The sequence below is a fragment of the Pseudomonas sp. Irchel 3A5 genome (genome assembly GCF_900187575.1).
Taxonomy (GTDB): Bacteria; Pseudomonadota; Gammaproteobacteria; order Pseudomonadales; family Pseudomonadaceae; genus Aquipseudomonas; species Aquipseudomonas folii.
Map to the genome: position 1 here is coordinate 109,068 of NZ_FYDU01000009.1, position 18,732 is coordinate 127,799.

14 protein-coding genes and 1 pseudogene are annotated in these 18,732 nt (G+C 59.1%); 11 read left to right on the forward strand and 4 right to left on the reverse strand.

The window, feature by feature from the left end:
* Positions 1-808 precede the first annotated feature (808 nt).
* The 4 genes from CKW31_RS16630 to glnT form a co-directional block, all read right to left on the reverse strand.
* Positions 809-2,152: an FMN-binding glutamate synthase family protein gene (locus tag CKW31_RS16630; RefSeq protein ID WP_095097186.1), complete on the reverse strand. Its 1,344-nt coding sequence runs from the start codon at positions 2,150-2,152 to the stop codon at positions 809-811.
* 15 nt (positions 2,153-2,167) lie between these two features.
* Positions 2,168-2,851, reverse strand: coding sequence for a protein glxC (locus tag CKW31_RS16635; RefSeq protein WP_095097189.1), 684 nt, complete (start codon positions 2,849-2,851; stop codon positions 2,168-2,170).
* Between the two features lie 11 nt (positions 2,852-2,862).
* A complete protein-coding gene (locus tag CKW31_RS16640; RefSeq protein ID WP_095097192.1) occupies positions 2,863-3,768 on the reverse strand; it encodes a glutamine amidotransferase family protein in 906 nt (301 codons plus the stop codon).
* 127 nt (positions 3,769-3,895) lie between these two features.
* Positions 3,896-5,230, reverse strand: coding sequence for a type III glutamate--ammonia ligase (glnT, locus tag CKW31_RS16645; protein ID WP_095097195.1), 1,335 nt, complete (start codon positions 5,228-5,230; stop codon positions 3,896-3,898).
* A gap of 291 nt (positions 5,231-5,521) precedes the next feature.
* Here glnT and CKW31_RS16650 point away from each other — a divergent pair, with 291 nt between their 5' ends.
* From CKW31_RS16650 to CKW31_RS16695, 11 genes and pseudogenes are all read left to right on the forward strand, one after another.
* On the forward strand, positions 5,522-6,127 hold the full coding sequence (locus tag CKW31_RS16650; RefSeq protein ID WP_095097569.1) for a helix-turn-helix domain-containing protein: 606 nt from the start codon (positions 5,522-5,524) through the stop codon (positions 6,125-6,127).
* A gap of 505 nt (positions 6,128-6,632) precedes the next feature.
* Positions 6,633-7,499 carry a formyltetrahydrofolate deformylase gene (purU, locus tag CKW31_RS16655; protein ID WP_095097198.1) on the forward strand — a complete coding sequence of 289 codons (867 nt, stop codon included), beginning with the start codon at positions 6,633-6,635 and terminating at the stop codon, positions 7,497-7,499.
* Positions 7,496-8,401: a bifunctional methylenetetrahydrofolate dehydrogenase/methenyltetrahydrofolate cyclohydrolase FolD gene (folD, locus tag CKW31_RS16660; protein WP_095097201.1), complete on the forward strand. Its 906-nt coding sequence runs from the start codon at positions 7,496-7,498 to the stop codon at positions 8,399-8,401. Before purU ends, folD begins: the two co-directional genes overlap by 4 nt.
* Positions 8,383-9,624: an FAD-dependent oxidoreductase gene (locus CKW31_RS16665; protein ID WP_095097204.1), complete on the forward strand. Its 1,242-nt coding sequence runs from the start codon at positions 8,383-8,385 to the stop codon at positions 9,622-9,624. Before folD ends, CKW31_RS16665 begins: the two co-directional genes overlap by 19 nt.
* Positions 9,625-9,636: 12 nt before the next feature.
* Positions 9,637-9,942, forward strand: a complete 306-nt coding sequence (locus CKW31_RS16670; protein WP_095097207.1) for a sarcosine oxidase subunit delta — start codon at positions 9,637-9,639, stop codon at positions 9,940-9,942.
* Positions 9,939-12,860 (forward strand): 2Fe-2S iron-sulfur cluster-binding protein, encoded by a 2,922-nt coding sequence (locus CKW31_RS16675; protein ID WP_095097210.1) that lies wholly within the window; start codon positions 9,939-9,941, stop codon positions 12,858-12,860. The genes CKW31_RS16670 and CKW31_RS16675 overlap by 4 nt, the downstream gene beginning before the upstream one ends.
* 3 nt (positions 12,861-12,863) lie before the next feature.
* The gene (locus CKW31_RS16680) at positions 12,864-13,445 is read left to right on the forward strand and encodes a sarcosine oxidase subunit gamma (RefSeq protein ID WP_095097213.1); all 582 of its coding nucleotides are present in this window, start codon (positions 12,864-12,866) and stop codon (positions 13,443-13,445) included.
* 140 nt (positions 13,446-13,585) lie between these two features.
* Entirely contained in the window at positions 13,586-14,368 is a 783-nt protein-coding gene (locus tag CKW31_RS16685; RefSeq protein ID WP_095097216.1) for an IclR family transcriptional regulator, read from the forward strand.
* A gap of 314 nt (positions 14,369-14,682) precedes the next feature.
* A pseudogene (locus tag CKW31_RS30400) lies at positions 14,683-15,615 on the forward strand (cache domain-containing protein); the annotation flags it as partial.
* A gap of 129 nt (positions 15,616-15,744) precedes the next feature.
* On the forward strand, positions 15,745-16,473 hold the full coding sequence (locus tag CKW31_RS30405) for a methyl-accepting chemotaxis protein (RefSeq protein WP_371856761.1): 729 nt from the start codon (positions 15,745-15,747) through the stop codon (positions 16,471-16,473).
* 140 nt (positions 16,474-16,613) lie between these two features.
* Complete coding sequence (locus CKW31_RS16695; RefSeq protein ID WP_095097222.1) at positions 16,614-18,728, forward strand: TonB-dependent siderophore receptor; 2,115 nt, start codon at positions 16,614-16,616, stop codon at positions 18,726-18,728.
* The last annotated feature ends 4 nt before the right edge of the window (positions 18,729-18,732 follow it).

An 18,732-nucleotide genomic window follows, 5' to 3' on the forward strand; every position in this document is an offset into this window, starting at 1 on the left:
GCAAAACGCTCTTACCCCACCACTTGGTACCTCGCTGTCGCTCGGCATACCCGTAATCCGACATTGCTGCGTGGGGCCGCCGCCACCGGCCATCCATGGCCTGAGGCGGCTAAACCGGCATCCCTGCCGGTTTACCCCACGCAGCAATATCGAATTCCGGCCGGCGTGGTTTAACGGGGCGCCTAAGATCAAAATCAAAAGCAGATCAAAAGCAGATCAAAAGCAAAAGCGTCGCTCATGTAACGCTCATTTCATCGCTGATGACTATCGCCAGCATGCCAGCGCTTACAGCGCGGTAAGTTCACACATAAGGTCGGCTGTCAGGCCGCCGCGCTTTTGATTTTGATCTTGGGCGCCCCGTTAAACCACACTGGCCGAACGCAGATTCTGAAGCGTGGGGCGCTCTTGAATTAAAGAGGGGCAGGACGCCGGGTTAGCCGCACCGGGCCATGGATGGCCCTTTGCGGCGGCCCACGGTTCAGGATCTGCGGGCGGGTACACCGAGCGACAGCGAGGTGCCGAGTGGTGGGGCAAGAGCGTTTTGCTTACTTTTGCGCCTCAAAAGTGAGGCGCCGTAAGGGCGCAACCAATATCAGCCTTGGCTCCGGTAACGGAAATGTACACAAGAATTGCTGCATGAAAGTTGTGTAGATACCTATGCCGCGAAAGAGCGACGCGGTCTGCAGTAAAACCGCGGTGTTCTTATCGTCGGAATGCCGCCCCGACCAAGCACCGCTCTCACAGGAAACCGAGTTCGCCACGCGACAACGCGGTGCCCAAGGACACCGCGCCGTCTAACACATACCTCTCAATACCCCGTAACTGCCCCCGGAATCCACGAAGTACCTGCCAGCGGCACCCGCGCCATCGCCGCCGATTCAACTGTCAGCGCTACCAGGTCCTCCGGATCAAGGTTGTGCAGGTGAGACTTGCCGCAGGCGCGGGCCATGGTCTGAGCTTCCAGGACCAGCACACGCAGGTAGTTGGCCAGACGACGACCGCCCTCCACCGGGTCCAGACGCTTGGACAACTCCGGATCCTGCGTGGTGATGCCCGCCGGGTCGCGTCCGTTCTGCCAATCGTCATAGAAACCAGCCGCCGAGCCGATCTTTTTCAGTTCCTCGTCCAGACGTGGATGGTTGTCACCCAATGCGATCAACGCCGCAGTGCCGATGGCAACGGCGTCAGCACCCAGTGCCATGGCCTTGGCCACGTCGGCACCGTTACGGATGCCGCCGGAAACGATCAATTGCACTTTGCGGTGCATGCCCATTTCCTGCAGTGCCTGAACGGCTTGAGGAATGGCCGACAGAATCGGGATGCCGACATGTTCGATGAACACCTCTTGCGTCGCCGCCGTACCGCCTTGCATGCCGTCGAGCACGATTACGTCGGCGCCGGCCTTGACCGCCAGCTTGACGTCGTAATAAGGGCGACTCGCGCCAATCTTCACGTAGATCGGTTTTTCCCAATCAGTGATTTCACGAAGCTCGGCAATTTTAATCGCCAGGTCATCCGGACCGGTCCAGTCCGGGTGACGACAGGCCGATCGCTGGTCGACGCCAATCGGCAAGGTGCGCATACCGGCCACACGTTCGGTGACTTTCATGCCGAGTAGCATGCCGCCACCGCCCGGTTTGGCGCCCTGCCCCAGTACGATTTCGATGGCATCGGCCTTGCGCAGGTCATCGGGGTTCATGCCGTAACGCGATGGCAGGTACTGATAAACCAGGTGCTGAGACTGACCGCGCTCTTCCGGGGTCATACCGCCGTCACCGGTGGTGGTGCTGGTCCCGGCGATGGAAGCGCCGCGACCCAGGGCTTCCTTGGCGTTGGCCGACAATGCACCGAAGCTCATCCCGGCAATGGTCACGGGAATCTTCAGGTGCAATGGCTTCTTGGCAAAACGGTTGCCGAGGATCACGTCGGTGCCGCACTTCTCACGATAGCCTTCCAGCGGATAGCGAGACACGCTGGCGCCCAACAACAGCAGGTCATCAAAGTGCGGCAGCTTGCGCTTGGTGCCGCCGCCGCGAATGTCGTAGATGCCGGTTTCGGCGGCCCGCTGGATTTCCTGAATGGTCAGCCGGTCGAAGGTCGCCGATTCGCGTAATACGGGAGTCGCTGCTTTCGGGTTAAGAGAGTCGCTCATGGTGTGGCTCCTGAATCAGTACGCGGACGCGTTATCGACTTTGAAGTTGTACAACTGACGGGCCGAGCCATAGCGCTTGAAATCAGCGGCCTTGTGCTCGAAACCGGCGCGATTGAGCAACCCTTGCAGTTCTTCCAGATGCTCGGCGCGCATCTCTTTCTCGATGCAGTCCGAGCCCAGGGATTCCACGGTGCCTTTGACGTAAATGTGGGTTTCGTACAGCGAGTCGCCCAGCGCATCGCCCGCGTCACCGCACACCACCAGTCGCCCGGCCTGGCCCATGAAGCAGCTCATGTGGCCGATGCTGCCACCGACCACAATGTCGATGCCTTTCATGGAAATGCCGCAGCGCGCCCCGGCGTCGCCCTCAATGACCAACAAGCCGCCGTGGGCCGTGGCGCCTGCAGCCTGAGACGCACTGCCTTTGACCCGCACGTAACCGGACATCATGTTCTCGGCGCAACCCACGCCGACATTGCCGTGCACAGTGATCGAGGCCTTCTGGTTCATGCCCGCGCAGTAGTAACCGGCATGGCCCTGAATATCGATGGACACCGCTTCGTTGACGCCGACCGCCAGGTTGTGTGCGCCGTTGGCGTGAGTCACCACCCACTCGCGGTCCTGCACGTTGTTCACTTGATCGTGCAACGCCTGGTTCAGCTCGCGCACGGTGGAGGTGGAAAGATCGATGGTTTTCATGTGTGCGCTCCTTAAGCCGACTCGCGTTCCCAGATGTACATGGTGGCCGGGACCGGTTCCCAAACCTTGGCGTTTTCGATGCCCGGCAGGCTCGACAGCGCCTGATATTCCGACGCCATGGCCACGTAATCATCGGTTTCCGCGAGGATGGCTGGCTTGCAGGCAATTGGGTCACGGATCACCGCGAAGCCGTTGCGGGTGCCGATGGCGAAGGTGAAAAAGCCGTCCAGTGCTTCCAGCGAACTGTCCAGGGCGGTCTTCAGGGAATCGCCCTGTTGCAGACGCCAGGCCAGGTAACCGGCAGCCACTTCAGTATCGTTTTCGGTATCGAAATGGATGCCTTCGCGGCGCAATTCCTGACGCAGGCGGAAGTGGTTGGACAGTGAACCGTTGTGCACCAGACACAGGTCCGCGCCCGTCGAAAACGGGTGGCTGCCTTCCATGGTCACCGCACTTTCAGTGGCCATGCGGGTGTGGCCAATGATGTGGCTGCCCTTCATGTTCGCCAGACCGAAGCGTTCGGAAATCTCCTTCGGCAAGCCCATGCCCTTGAGAATCTCGATGCTCTTGCCAGCACTCATGATCCGCACGCTGGGTGCCAGTTCAGCAAGAGCAGCACGCACCACGGCCTCTTCGGCCTTGACCTTCAGGACGATGGCGCTTGCGTTCTGAAACCAGTCCAGCGACGCGGCCAGACGACCTTCAAGCGCGGCGACCAGGGCCTGAAAATCGTAGTCTTCAGTGGTTGCCTGCAAGGTCAGCTTGATCCAGCCGTCCCCCACTTCATCGCCATAAATCGCAAATCCTGCGCTGTCCGGGCCACGATCCGTCATGGCTGCGAGCATCGGTTCAAACAGCTTGCCGAGCTGGGATTCCAGCGCCGGATTTTTCAAATACAAACCAACGATTCCGCACATAGCCTCACCTTGTTCGGGAGCGGTAAGCTGCAAGCTGACCGGGTAGATAAATAGTGTTGTGTCGTTGCCGCAGACTGCTTTTCCTTGCCGCTTACAGCTTGAAACTCGCAGCTGCCGCCCAGCCAAATCAGAAAAACTCGGTGTAACGCTTGATCTCCCAATCACTTACATGGCGGCTGTACTCCACCCACTCCATGCGCTTGAGCTTGATGAATTCGCCAACGATTTCCTGCCCCATCACTTCAGCGAACAACGGGTCCGCTTCCAGGGCATCGCAGGCTTCCTTGAGGGACTGCGGCAGCGTCTTGATGCCGCGCGCGGCAATTTCTTCAAGGCTCAGGCTGTAAAGGTTTTCGTTGCAGATCTGCTCGGGTTCCAACTGACGGTCGATGCCGTCCAGGCCCGCAGCAATAATCGCGGCGCTGACCAGATAGGGATTGCAACCGGCGTCCGGCAGACGGAATTCCAGGCGGCCGTAAGGCACGCGAACCATGGCCGAGCGGTTGTTGGCACCAAAGGCAATAAAGGCCGGTGCCCAGGTCGCGCCTGACAGCGAATTACCCACAACAAGCCGCTTGTAGGAGTTGACGGTCGGTGCGGCGAAGGCACACAGCGCTGGGCCATGGGCGAGCAGCCCCGCCGCGAAGTGGTAAGCCATTTTCGACAGGCCCATACCGTGCTTGTCGCTGGCATCGAAGAACAGGTTTTTGCTTTCGGCGCTGCTGATCGACAGGTGAAAGTGCATGCCGTTACCGGCGCGCTTCGGGTCCGGTTTTGGCATGAAGGAGCAGATCATGCCCATGTCATTGGCGATCTCGCCGGCCGCCATGCGGAAGAACGTGAAGCGGTCCGCCGACTCCATGGCATCGCTGTAGGTGTAGTTGATCTCGAACTGGCCGTTGGCGTCTTCGTGGTCGATCTGATAGATCTCGAAGCCCACCGGCTGCAAGGCTTCGGTCAGCCGTTCAAGAAAAGCCCGGGAACGGGACAGGCCTTTGTAGTCGTAGCAGGGTTTGTCGAGGCTATCGCTGGCGTCGACCAGTTGCAGCGTGCCGCTGTCATCGCGGCGCATCAGATTGAACTCAGGTTCGAGGCCGGTATTAAGCGTCCAGCCTTTGTCTTTCAGACGCTGCACTTGTTGTTGCAGCACATAGCGGCTGTCGTAAGGGTGTGGCTGGCCATCGACATGCCCGATGCACACCACCCGTCCATAACCGGGTTGCCATGGCACCGGGATCAGTGTCGACAAATCGCCCTTGGCCATGAAGTCCGGCCCGTGTGGCTCCATGCCCATGCCGCAGATAGCGAAGCCTGCGAACCCTGCACCCGCCTCGGCCACCGCCTCCAGCCCGCAAATCGGCACCGATTTGGTTTTCGCGGCGCCATGAATATCAACGAATTGCGCCAGCACGTATTTGATCCCGTGCTCCTCGATCAAGCGCTGTGTTTCTGGTGGCAACATGAGTGATCACTCCTCGCGATAGGCAAGCGTTGTAGTAGGGATGACGGCTTCACTTTCCATCGAAATAATCAATATTCCGAAAGGGAAAGTTAATTTCCCAGCAGGAATGCAAGCTACTTGCCAACTTGGTATGCCAGCGGCCGAAAGGAATGCAGGGGCGAAATTCTGCTGTATATATGGGAAACTCGTTTTCCCACGAGGAATAATCAACCGCCGCAACATGAAGAGCGGAGAAAAACGCACATTCACAGTGCGAAATTAAATTTCATGAACGGAAAACGTGCAGAGCTGATGAACACGCCGAACGAACCTGAACCGAAGTTGAAGCTTGAGCAGTACCTGGGCATTCAGATCAAACGCCAGCGCCAGGCGCAGGAGCTGAAACTGGCAGACGTTGCGCGTATCGCGGGCATCAGTCAGGGCATGCTCAGCAAGATCGAAAATGCGCAGGTCTCCACCAGTCTCGATAACCTCAGCCGCTTGTGCGACGTGCTGGGCATGCCCATGTCCAAGCTGTTCGCCCAGTACGATCAGAAAGGCAGCAGCGCGCTGCTGGTCAAGGCCGCTGAAGGGCTGGAGGTGGTCCGCCGCGGCACGGAGAAAGGTCACACCTATCACCTGCTCAACCACACCCGCGGCCCGAAAAAGAGTTTCGAGGCGTACATGGTGAGCATGGACGACGCCAGCGAAGAATTTCCGACCTTCTCCCACCCCGGTACCGAGTTTCTGCACCTGCTGGAAGGCGAACTGGTGTATCGCCACGGCAATCAGCTCTACCGCATGGAAGCTGGCGACAGCCTGACCTTCGACGGCGACATCCCTCATGGCCCGGAAGAACTGGTCAAGGTGCCAATCCGCTTGTTGTCGATCATGAATTATGGGGCGCAGGGGGAGTAAGAGCGGCTCGCTTCTAAATCCGAGCCCATTGATGAGCTGTTCCCTTGTAGGAGCCAACTTGTTGGCGAGGCATCATCCTGTTTAGGCAGGCCTGGCGTCTCTCGAACAAGTTCGTTCTCATCAAACAACAGCAAAATACTGGATTGAAATGCATTTTCTGTAGGAGCTGCCGAAGGCTGCGAAGCATTTCTACTGGTATACCGCCATCGCAGCCTTCGGCAGCTCCTACAGGTCCTATGTTTGCTTCGCGACAGCGGTGTGTCTTGGACACAAGGCACGCTTCTGCAGGTTGAATGCTCTCGGCAAGTATTTCCCCGCCTTATAAAAATTCCCCACAGTAAAAAAAGTTTCCAGAAAATTCTGGACGCAGGATTTTCTTTCGCCTATAAAACCGTCTCATGAATATTTAATTCCTGATGGGAATTTTTATTCGCATAGAAAAAAAGTTTTTACTGATGAATTTTCGCCCTGCGCTGAGCTGCCGCCACTTCTCCGAGGACAAGCCATGCAACACGAAAAGAACCATTTCATTCTCAAGATCAGTTGTCCGGCGACGTCCGGCATTGTGGCGGCCGTGGCTTCTTATCTGGCGCACAACAGCTGCTACATCGGTGAAATGGCGCAGTTCGATGATGAGTTCAGCGGGCGGTTCTTTATGCGTGCGGTGTTCCGCTTCAACGATGGACATCTCGGCGATATCGCGGCACTCAAAGCCAACTTCGACGAGGTGGCCAAGGCATTCGATATGCAGTGGGAGCTGCATGACACCCGCGAGCCGATGCGCGTGCTGTTGATGGTCAGCAAATTCGACCACTGCCTGACGGATCTGCTGTACCGCTATCACAAGGGCGAGATGGACATGACCATCACCGCCATCGTTTCCAACCATCTGGACTTGCGGCCGATGGCCGAACGCGAAGGGATTCGGTTTATTTATCTGCCGGTAACCAAGGACAACAAAGCCAGTCAGGAAGCGGAGTTGATGAAGGTGGTCGACGATACTCGCACCGATCTGGTGGTGCTCGCACGCTACATGCAAATCCTCTCCGATGACTTGTGCAAGCAGCTTTCCGGTCGGGCGATCAACATTCATCACTCGTTCCTGCCCGGCTTCAAGGGCGCCAAACCCTATCACCAGGCCTACGAGCGCGGCGTGAAACTGATCGGCGCTACGGCCCATTACGTCACCAGTGATCTGGACGAAGGGCCGATCATCGAGCAGGAAGTACAGCGCGTCGACCACGCCTACCTGCCCGCTGATCTGGTCGCGATGGGCCGCGATACCGAAACCGTAGCGCTGTCCAAGGCCGTCAAATATCACCTGGAACACCGGGTCTTCCTCAATCAGGACAGAACGGTGGTGTTCCCATGAGCGCGAGCAAAATCATTGACGGCAAAGCCAGCGCAGCGCGAGTCCTCGCCCAGGTCAAGCTGGACGTCAACGACTTGAAGAAAGACGCCATCGAACCGGCGCTGGCGGTGATTCTGGTGGGTTCGGACCCGGCGAGTCAGGTCTACGTGCGCAACAAGCTCCTGCGCGCTGAAGAGGCTGGAATCCGCTCCCTGGAATACCGCCTGGAAGCCGACACCACTCAAACTCAATTGCTCGACCTGATCGCAAAATTGAACGCGGACCAAGCCGTGCACGGCATCCTGCTACAGCTACCGTTGCCCGCCCACATCCCGGAAGCTCGCGCGTTACAGGCGATAGATCCGGGCAAGGATGTCGACGGCTTTCACAGTGAAAACGTCGGTGGGCTCAGTCAGGGTCGCGACGTACTGACACCGTGCACGCCCAGCGGCTGCCTGCACTTACTGCGTGAAGCCTGCGGCGATCTGAGCGGCAAGCATGCGGTGGTCATCGGCCGCTCCAATATTGTCGGCAAGCCCATGGCTGCCCTGCTCTTGCAGGCCCATTGCTCGGTCACGATCGTGCATTCACGCAGCGCCGACGCCAAGGCGCTGTGCCGCCTGGCCGACATCGTGATCGCCGCCGTCGGCAAGCCCCGGATGATCGACGCCAGCTGGCTGAAGCCCGGCGCCATCGTGATTGACGTCGGCATCAACCGCATCGAGGACGAAGGGCGCAGCCGACTGGTGGGCGATGTGGATTTTGACAGCGCCCTGCCCCAGGTTTCAGCCATCACCCCGGTACCCGGCGGCGTCGGCCCGATGACCATCGCGTTCCTGATGAAAAACACGGTCACCGCTGCCCGCCAGCAGGCCCTCGCGCAACGTAGCCAATCGGAGGCCGCATGCCTTTCAACCTTCTGAAATACGGGCTGAGTTCGGAGTACCCGGTCGAAGTCGACCTACCGGCTCCCAAAGCGCTCAAATCGTCCTATGACGTGGTGATTATCGGCGGCGGCGGACACGGGCTGGCCACGGCCTATTACCTGTCGCGCTACCACGGCATCACCAACATTGCGGTGCTGGAAAAGGGCTATCTCGGCGGCGGCAACACAGCACGCAACACAGCGGTGATTCGCTCCAACTACCTGACCAGCGAAGGCGTGAAGTTCTATGCCGAATCGGTGCGGATGTTCGAGGGGCTGTCCAACGAATTCGACTTCAACATCATGTACTCCCATCGCGGCCAACTGACCCTGGCGCACACCGATGCCACAGTGCGTTCGTTCCGCCAGCGCGCCGAGGTGAACAAGCATTTCGGCGGCCGCACCGAGATGATCGACCGCCAGCAGATTCGCGAACTGGTGCCGAGCCTGAACCTTGATCCCGGCCACATTCCGGTGCTGGCAGGTCTCTGGCACATGGATGGCGCGACCGCACGGCACGATGCCGTGGCCTGGGGCTACGCCAAGCAAGCGGCCAAGCGCGGCGTGGAGATTCACCAGCTCACTGAGGTTCAGGAGCTGATCATCGAGAACGGCACCATCACCGCGGTGAAGACCAACCGCGGCACCATCAAGTGCGGCTGTGCCGTGCAGGCAGTGGCCGGGATGAGCTCACAACTGATGAAAAAGGCCGGCATTCGCTCACCGATTCAGACCTTCCCGCTGCAAGCCATGGTGACCCAGCCGTTCAAACCGTTCCTCGATCCGCTGGTGAGTTCTTCTGCGCTGCACTGCTATGTGCAGCAGACCAGCCGTGGCGAAGTGGTCTTCGGCGGCGGGTCCGATCCGTACCCACTGTTCAACACCCGTTCGACCCTCGATCTGAAAGAAAGCCTGCTGGCCCACGCGGTGGAAATGTTCCCGTTTCTGGCCAACGCCAAGCTGATGCGGCAGTGGGCAGGGATAACTGACATGACACCCGATTACAGCCCGATCATGGGGCTTTCACCGGTGAAAAATTATTACCTGGACGCAGGCTGGGGCACGTGGGGTTTCAAGGCGACGCCGATCTGCGGCAAGACCATGGCCGAGCTGGTCGCCAGCGGTGGCAAGACCCCGGATCTGATCAAGCCGTTCGGCCTAGAGCGGTTTTCGACCTTCCAGCAAGTCAACGAAATGGGCGCCACCGCGGCCAGCCACTAAGGAGAGCGGAATATGAAGATCATGAATTGCCCGCTCAACGGGCCGCGCAACATCACCGAATTCACCTATGGCGGCGAGTTCAAGCACATGCCGGACCCAGCCACCTGCAGCGACAGCGAATGGGCCGATTACGTGTTCAACAGCGAAGACACTCTAGGGGTAGTCCGCGAATGGTGGATGCACACGCCGTCCAGCTACTGGTTTCTGGTTGAGCGCCATACCGGCAGCGATGAAATCATCCGCACCTTCGATCCCAAAGAGGTGTTCACCTCAAGGGTCGAATTTACCGCCGCCCCCGCCAAGGAGACCGCCCAATGAGCACGCCTGAAGAATTCCGGGGGTCGCGACTGGCCGCGCCCATGGGCCTGCTGATCGACCGCAACAAACCCCTGAGTTTCAGTTTCGACGACCGGCTCTATCAGGGCTTTCAGGGCGACAGCGTGGCCAGCGCCCTGCTCGCCAATGGTCGTTTCCTCTTGTCACGTTCGTTCAAGTACCACCGCCCACGCGGGCCGCTGACCATGGCGGGCCAGGACGCCAATACCCTGATTCAACTGCCCCGTGAGCCCAACGTGCTGGCGGACACTTTAGCCCTTGAAGAAGGCTTGCAGGCCAGCGGGCAGAACTTCAACGGTTCGCTGGACAACGACAAGGATGCCTACCTCGGCAAATTCTCGAAATTCATGCCGGTGGGCTTTTACTATCGCTCGTTCTACAAGCCCAGGGGCGCGTGGAAAGTCTGGGAACCCATCATCCGTAAAAAAGCCGGGTTGGGCGTGCTCGACCTGAAGTTTCAACCGGAGTATTACGACAAGGCCTATCTGTTCACTGACTTGGCGGTGATCGGTGCCGGTCCTGCCGGGTTGCAGGCGGCACTGACGGCCGCCAACGCCGGAGCCAAAGTGCTGCTGATCGAGCAGCAACCCATTCTCGGTGGCTCGCTCACCTACGCCCGTTTCGACATCGACGGCCAGCGCAGCGAACAACTGCGTCGTGAACTGGTGGAAGCTGTCGAGCACCACACCAACATTCGCGTCCTCAAACAAGCCACCTGCAACGCCTGGTTCACCGATAACTATTTGCCGGTGATTCAAGGCGAGCGCATGTACAAAGTGCGCGCCAGCCAGTGCCTGATTGCCAGTGGTTCATTCGATCAGCCGGTGATTTTCCGCAATAACGACCTGCCCGGCGTCATGCTGACCAGCGCCGCGCAACGCCTGATGAAGCTGTATGCGGTCAAGCCCGGCAAACGCGCCGTGGTCCTGACCGGCAATGACGATGGCTACCTCGCCGCGCTGGATCTGCACGAACAGGGTGTCACCGTGGCGGCGCTGGTGGACATGCGTGCCCACCCGGCAGACAGGGGATTGTTGCTGGCCCTCGAACAACGGGGCATCAGCTGTCATCAAGGCAGCACGGTATATGAAGCGCTGCATGAAAAAGGCATGCGTCATGTCAGCGGCGTTGATCTGCGCAAGATTACCGGCCAGGGTCAGGTGGCTGGCAGTGGCCAGATCGTGGACTGTGATCTGCTGTGCATGTCCGGCGGCTACATGCCGGTTTATCAATTGCTGTGTCAGGCCGGCGGCAAACTCAGCTACGACGATCAACTGGCGGAGTTCACCCTGAGCGGCCTGCCGAACAACCTCAGCGTGGCCGGTTCGGCTCACGGCTACCATGCGCTGGACAACGTGCTGGCTGACGCGACTCATGCAGCGGCCAACATCATCGTCGCGTTGAATCTTGAACTGAGCGCCAAGCCGCTGCCCTTGCAGACCGAAGCGCAGGTCAACTTCCCGTGGCCGATTTTTCCACATCCAAAAGGCAAAGATTTCGTCGATTTCGATGAGGACTTGCAGGTGCGCGACATCATCAATGCCACCCGCATCGGTTATCGCGATGTGCAGTTGGTCAAACGCTACTCAACCGTCGGCATGGGGCCGTCACAGGGGCGTCACTCCGCGCTGCCGACGGCGCGGCTGGTGGCTTCGTCGACGCAACGCAGCGTCAGTGAAACCGGCGTGACCACTGCCCGCCCGCCGTTCGAAGCCGAGAAGCTGGCCCATGTCGCCGGGCGTGCGTTCGATCCGTACCGGCAAACCCCAATGCACAAACGCCATGTCGAAGCAGGTGCCAAGATGATGCCCGCGGGCATCTGGCAGCGCCCGGCCTATTACGGCAAACCCCATGAACGGGAACGCTGCATGCAGCAAGAAGCCCTGCATGTGCGCAACAAGGTCGGCATCATCGATGTATCTACACTGGGCGGCCTGGATGTGCGCGGCCCGGATGCCGCCGAACTGCTTAACCGCATGTACACCTTTGCCTTCATCAAACAGCCGGTGGGTCGCTCACGTTACGCGCTGATGACCAATGAGCATGGCGTGGTCATCGATGACGGCGTGTGCGCACGTTTCGCCGAAAATCACTTCTATGTCACCGCCACCACCAGCGGCGTTGATCGCATCTATCAGCAGATGCTCAAGTGGAACGCCCAGTGGCGTCTGGACGTGGACATCGCCAACGTCACGGCAGCAATTTCCGCAGTCAACGTGGCCGGGCCGGACTCACGCAAGGTGCTGGAAAAAGTCTGCTCCGATCTGGATTTATCAGCCGAGAGTTTTCCCTATCTGGGGGTGCGCGAGGGCACCGTCGCAGGGATCAAGGCACGCTTGTTGAGGGTCGGTTTCGTTGGCGAACTGGGCTATGAAATCCACGTACCGGCGCGCCACGCACTCAAGCTCTGGGATGTGCTGACCGAAGCGGGCAAAGAACACGACATGCGCCCCTTTGGCGTGGAAACCCAACGTTTGCTGCGTCTGGAAAAAGGTCACGTGATCATCAGTCAGGACACCGACGGCATGACCCACCCGGCCGAGATCGACATGGGCTGGGCGGTCAGTCGCACCAAGCCTTTCTTCGTCGGACGACGCTCGGTGGACATTCTCGAAGCGCAACCGATGAAACGCAAACTGGTGGGCTTTACCCTGCCGAAAAACAGCCCGCAACCACTGGAAGGTCATCTGGTGCTGAAGGGTCCGGACATCAGTGGCAACGTCACATCCTGCGAATACTCGTCGAGCCTGGGCAAGATCATTGGTCTGGCCTACGCGGCGTTCGATCAGAGTCAACCGGGGCAACAGATTCCGATTCGCGTCGAAGGTGGCGTGGTGATCCAGGCCACAGTCGTAAAACTGCCTTTCTTCGATCCCGAAAACCAACGCCAGGAGCTTTGAGTCATGTCCAGCCTGCAAGCGGAACGTTACATCGGGCCAGGCCCGCTCCAACAATGTGCCCTGATTGACCTGACTGATGTACCCAGAGTCGGTTTTCGCGGCCAGCAAAGCGCCGGGTACCTCAGCGCTCGTGGGTTCTCTTTGCCAGACGCGCCAAACCGCGCCGTAACCCAGGCCGACGGCAGCCACGTTGCCCGGTTGTCCCAGACGGAATACCTGATTCTGGGCAGCCTGGCGGATCAGGGCCAGCGCATCGCCGACGAAGAAGCCCGCTGGGAGCTGGATCACAACGCCAACTACATGCTCCCCCGGCAAGACAGCCACGCCTGGCTGCAGCTCAGCGGCATGCACATCACCGAAGTCATGGCCAAGCTGTGTGGCGTGGATCTGCGACCGCAGGCATTCCCGGCGGGCGCTGTGGCGCAAACCTCAGCGGCGCGTATCAACGTGATTGTGATCAACCTTGGCCCACCGGAGTTGCCCGCGTTCCAGATCCTCTGCGACCGCGCTTCACTGGAATACTTCAAGGGTGCCGTGCTGGATGCCATGGGCGAGTTTGACGGGGTGCTGTTAGAGAACGATTGACCTGTAGGAGCTCACCGAGGTTACGAGGCCAGCGATGGCGGAGTGTCAGACAGACCGCTATCGCTGGCCTCGTAACCTCGGTGAGCTCCTACAGGATTGGGTTCAACGCCAAGAGCCTCCTCCCACCTGTGGAATTGAACATGCTCGACACACCCGAAAAAGACACCGACTACAGCGTCCCTGCCCTGGCCAGGGGATTGAGCGTGTTGGGGATGTTCAACGCCCGGACCCGCAGCCTGAGCATTCAGGAGATCGCCGAGCGGCTGGGTGTCAGCACTTCGGCGGTGTACCGGATTCTGTTCACCCTCACCAGCATGGGCTATCTGAACAAGCTCAACACCCAGTATGAGCTGGGAGCCAGAGTCATCAGTGACGGCTTCAGTTATCTGGCCAGTCGCGACATCGTGGAAGTGGCGATGCCCCATCTGAACCTGCTGCGGGACCGTACTTCGCTGTCCTGCCATCTGAGCATTCGCGAGCAGACCGACAGCCTGTATCTGTTCCGCGCATTTGCAGCGCAACGGCTTTCGGTCAACATCCCCATCGGCACGCGTATTGCCTGTCACTGCACCGCCATGGGCCGGATGCTGCTGACTGCGTTGGACGAAAACGGTCTGGCGCAGTTGTATCAACACGTAAGACTGGACGGCTACCCCACACCCGCCCCGCGAACCCTGCCTGAATTGCAACGCCTGATCGCCGAAGACCGCGAACGCGGCTGGGTAGTGCATCGGTCCGATTACTCCACCGCGATTGCCACTGCTATCCGGGATCACAACGGCCAGGTGACGGCGGCGATCAATCTCTCCGGCCCGGATGCCGTCATGGACCCCGAAGGCGCTACGAACCGCTTCCAGGACCTGCTGTTTGAATGCAGCGCCAATATCAGTCGCGACTTGGGTTTTGCACCGCAAACAATTTGATTCAGGGTCAACGGATTTCCCTCTCGAGCGCACTCAAGAACTCCAGAATCCAGCCGATAGCGGCATACCATAATACTAATTAGCAACACATCTGCGTGCCTGCCAAAACCCTCCTGAGACTGCTCAGGGCGTTAGCCAGAACTGCAATCGGAGCATGGATGAACATCAAACAGAAACTGACGTGGGCATTCGCGGTCATCGCGTCCCTGCCGATCATCGTCGTCGCCAGCATCGTCATCATCAACCTGCGCAGCGATGCAACTGATGACTTCTCCGACAACAGCGGCCGCGAGATACGGCAGGTCGCCAATGCGATGCAACTGTTTTTCGAAGGCATCAGCCAGAATGCCGACTACGTTGCGCTCAATCCATTGGTCACCGGTGCCGGCGACAGTATCAAGAGCTACATGAGCGCCGACGCGCCAAGCCTGCCCGAATCCGATGCTCACAAAGCACTGTTTCAGTTTTTCGAAGGCATTGGCAAAAGCCATCCCGCCTACTCCTATGTTTCCTACGGTATGGCCAATGGCAGCTACGCGATCTGGCCCGCCGACGCGAAACTCGCCAATTACGACCCGCGTCAGCGCCCCTGGTACAAAACAGCCATGGCCAACCCTGGCAAAACCGTGCGCACTGACGCCTACTACTGGGCCAACGACGACGCGGTTCTGGTCAGCACGGTCCGCACGGTCGCCAACACCGTGGGTAACCCCGGCGGCGTGGTCGCGATTGACGTCTCCCTAAAGCAACTGACGACCATTGTCAAACAGATCAAGCTGGGCGAAAGCGGCTATCTGATGCTGATGGAAAACAACGGCACCATCCTGGTCGATCCGCGTAAACCCGAGCACAACTTCAAGAAAATCGGAGAGCTGGGCGACGGCTACGCGCAACTGGCCAAGGCTGGCAGCGGCCTGACCGAAGTGACGCTGGATGGCGAACGCTACATGGCCAACGTCTTCCCTTCCGAGCAGTTGGGCTGGAGCTTCATCGGCCTGATCAAACAAGAAGAGGTTATGAGTTCCGCCACCCGCCTGACCTGGCTGATCGGGGTGATCGCCGCGGTGTTGGCGGTTATTTTCGCCTTGGTCGGGGCCAGCTTTGCTTCACTCATCGTGCGCCCGATTCGCAGTGTAGCCAGCGGTCTGGAAGGCATCGCTCAGGGCGAAGGCGACCTGACCCACAATCTGGATGTGCGCGGTAACGATGAAACGGCGCAACTGGCTAACTGGTTCAACAAGTTCCTCGCAGCGATCCGCAGCCTCATTCAGCACATCGGTCTGGCCGCAAACAAGATTCTCGATACCTCCACCAGCTCCACTCAGGTGTCGAACAACATGGCAGACGCCGCAGGGCGCCAGCGTGAAGCCGTGGACATGGTGTCGACGGCCTTCCACGAAATGGTTGCTACGGCCAACGAAGTCGCCCGTTCGTGCAGTCAGGCGGCCGAATCGGCAGACAACGGCCAGCGTCAGGCCCGTGAAGGCCAGCAACAGATCGACGATGCGGTTACCAGTGTCGATCAACTGAGCGCTGAACTGTCTCAGTCAGCCACCGCGATGGTGCAGCTGGAGAAAGACAGCAACGCCATTCAGTCCATCCTCGACACCATCCGCTCCATTGCCGAGCAAACCAACCTGCTGGCCCTCAACGCAGCCATCGAAGCAGCCCGTGCCGGTGAGCAAGGTCGCGGCTTTGCGGTGGTGGCCGATGAAGTCCGGGCTCTGGCCAAACGGACTGCCGACTCCACCGCCGAGATCGACAACCTGCTCGGCACCCTCGCCCGCCGCACGTCGTCGGTAACGCAACAGATGAACGCCAGCCTCGCCGTGTCGCAGCAATCGGTGGAGAAAATCGGCCAGGCACGCAGCAGCTTCGGGCAGATTCGTGAATCGGTGGACGTGATCCGCGACATGAATACCCAGATCGCAACCGCCGCTGAAGAGCAACACCACGTGGCGGAAGACATCAATCGGCACATCAGTCAGATTCATGGCGATGCGCAGTTGGTGGCCGAACTTGCCGAATCAGCTCGTGCCGACTCCCGTAGCCTGGCAGCGCTGTCCAGCGAACTGGACGGTCTGGTCAAGCGTTTCCGGACTTGATTGATGGCAGCAAGTCGAGGGTGAATCTCGACTTGCTGCAACATCCAGCAACAATCAGCCGCGCCCACCTCTGAAACACAAATAGAAATAATTCCTGATAGACACGTTATACTATAACGAATCTATAAGGAATGTCAGAAATGCCCCCTCGCAAAATGGTCTCATTCGCAGGCCTCGCTTTTGGTCTTTTGGCCGACGCCAGCTACGCAGAAAATACACCGCACACTTATGAACTCGACACGATTACGGTCAACGCTGACGCCAACTATGAGTCAGCGACGGGACCGGTCAGCGGCTATCGTGCCACCCGCTCGGCCACCGCCACAAAGACCGACACCGCAATCAAAGACATTCCGCAATCCATTAGCGTGATCCCCGCCAGCGTGCTCAAGGACGTGGGCAGCTCTAACGTGGAGCGCGCTCTGGACTACGCCGGGGGCGTATCCAGACAGAACAACTTCGGTGGCCTGACCCTCTACGAATACAGCATTCGCGGCTTCACCACGTCCGAGTTCTACAAGGACGGTTTCAGCGCCAACCGGGGTTATCCGAGCACACCGGATGCGGCCAACGTCGAGCGCATCGAAGTGCTCAAAGGCCCCGCTGCCAGCCTGTACGGCCGTGGTGACCCCGGCGGCACGGTGAACATCGTCACCAAGAAACCCCAGGCCGATGCCTTCACCACCCTGCAAACCAGCGCGGGCAGTTGGGATCGCTATCGCACCGCACTGGACGTCAACGCCCCGCTGAACGAAGACAAGAGCGTACTTTCCCGGGTGAACCTCGCGGTGGAAGACAACAACAGCTTTCGCGATCACGTCGAAAGCAAACGGGTCTTCGTCGCCCCGACGTTCAGTTGGCAGTTGAGTCCGGACACACATGTGTCGGTGGAGACTGAGTTTGTCCGCCATAGCTCGACCTTTGACCGAGGCATCGTCGCCCCCAACAACAAGTGGAGCGGCATGTCCCGGCGAACCTTCCTCGGCGAGCCAAACGACGGCGACATCGATAACGACAACAACATGATCCAAGCGGCGTTGGAGCATCAGTTGAATGATTTCTGGTCGCTCCGTCTGGCCAGTCATTACAAGGAAGGCGAGTTGTCGGGCTTCGCTTCGGAGAGCCGTGCACTGAATGCTGACGGTCGCACAGTCAACCGCCGCTACCGCGAACGGGACATGAACTGGCACGACAGCATTACCCAGCTTGAGCTGCGGGGTCTGGTGGACATCGGCAGCTGGGAGCACCAACTGCTGATCGGCACCGAGTACGAGAATTACCGCAAGAACGAGCGCGTGACTAATACCGCCGGCAGCCCTTATGCCATCGATATCTACCAGCCGGTTTACGGCCAGCCCAAGCCCAACGGCATACGCTCCGGCACGGATTTTTTTGAGCACGTCGAAAGTCAGGCGCTGAACCTGCAGGACCAGATCGTGTTCACCGACAAACTGCGCGGGATGATCGGCGCGCGCTTCGAGCATTTCGAACAGAGCATCGACGACTACGCCGTGAACGTCACCAACAGGCAGCAGCACAACGCGCTGACCTACCGCACGGGCTTGCTGTACCAGATCACGCCGCAAATCGGCCTGTTCGCCAACGCCTCGACTTCGTTTAAACCCAATAACGGTACTGACGCTTCAAGAAAGACCTTCGACCCCGAGGAAGGCGTGGGTTATGAAGCCGGGATCAAGACGGAGCTGCTCGACGACCGCTTGAGCGCCACCCTCGCCGCTTTCCATATCGAAAAGGAAAACGTGCTGACGCTGGATCCGGGCACTGACTTCAATCGCGCTGTAGGCAAGGCGCGCAGTCAGGGTGTCGACCTGCAATTCACCGGGCAAGTAACCGATGCAGTCCGGGTGATTGGCGCATTTGCCTACATCGATGCAGAAGTCACCAAAGGCGACACCACTATCCCGACCGGTAGCCGCATTCTGGGCGTGGCCAAACGCAGCGGCAGTCTGCTCGGGGTTTACGAGTTCCAGAATGGTCTGCTTAAAGGCTCGGATCTGGGCGCGGCGTTCACGTATGTGGGCGACCGCTCCGGCGAGGCAGGTACAAGCTTTGAGCTCCCCGCGTACCACACCGTCGACCTGCTGGCCCATTACAAGGCCAATGAAAACGTCACCGTTGGCCTGAACCTGAACAACCTCTTCGACGAGAAATATTTCGAGCGTTCCTACAGCAACTACTGGGTCGCCCCCGGCGAACCGCGCAACTTGACCGTCAGCCTTACCCTCAGCCTCTGATCAC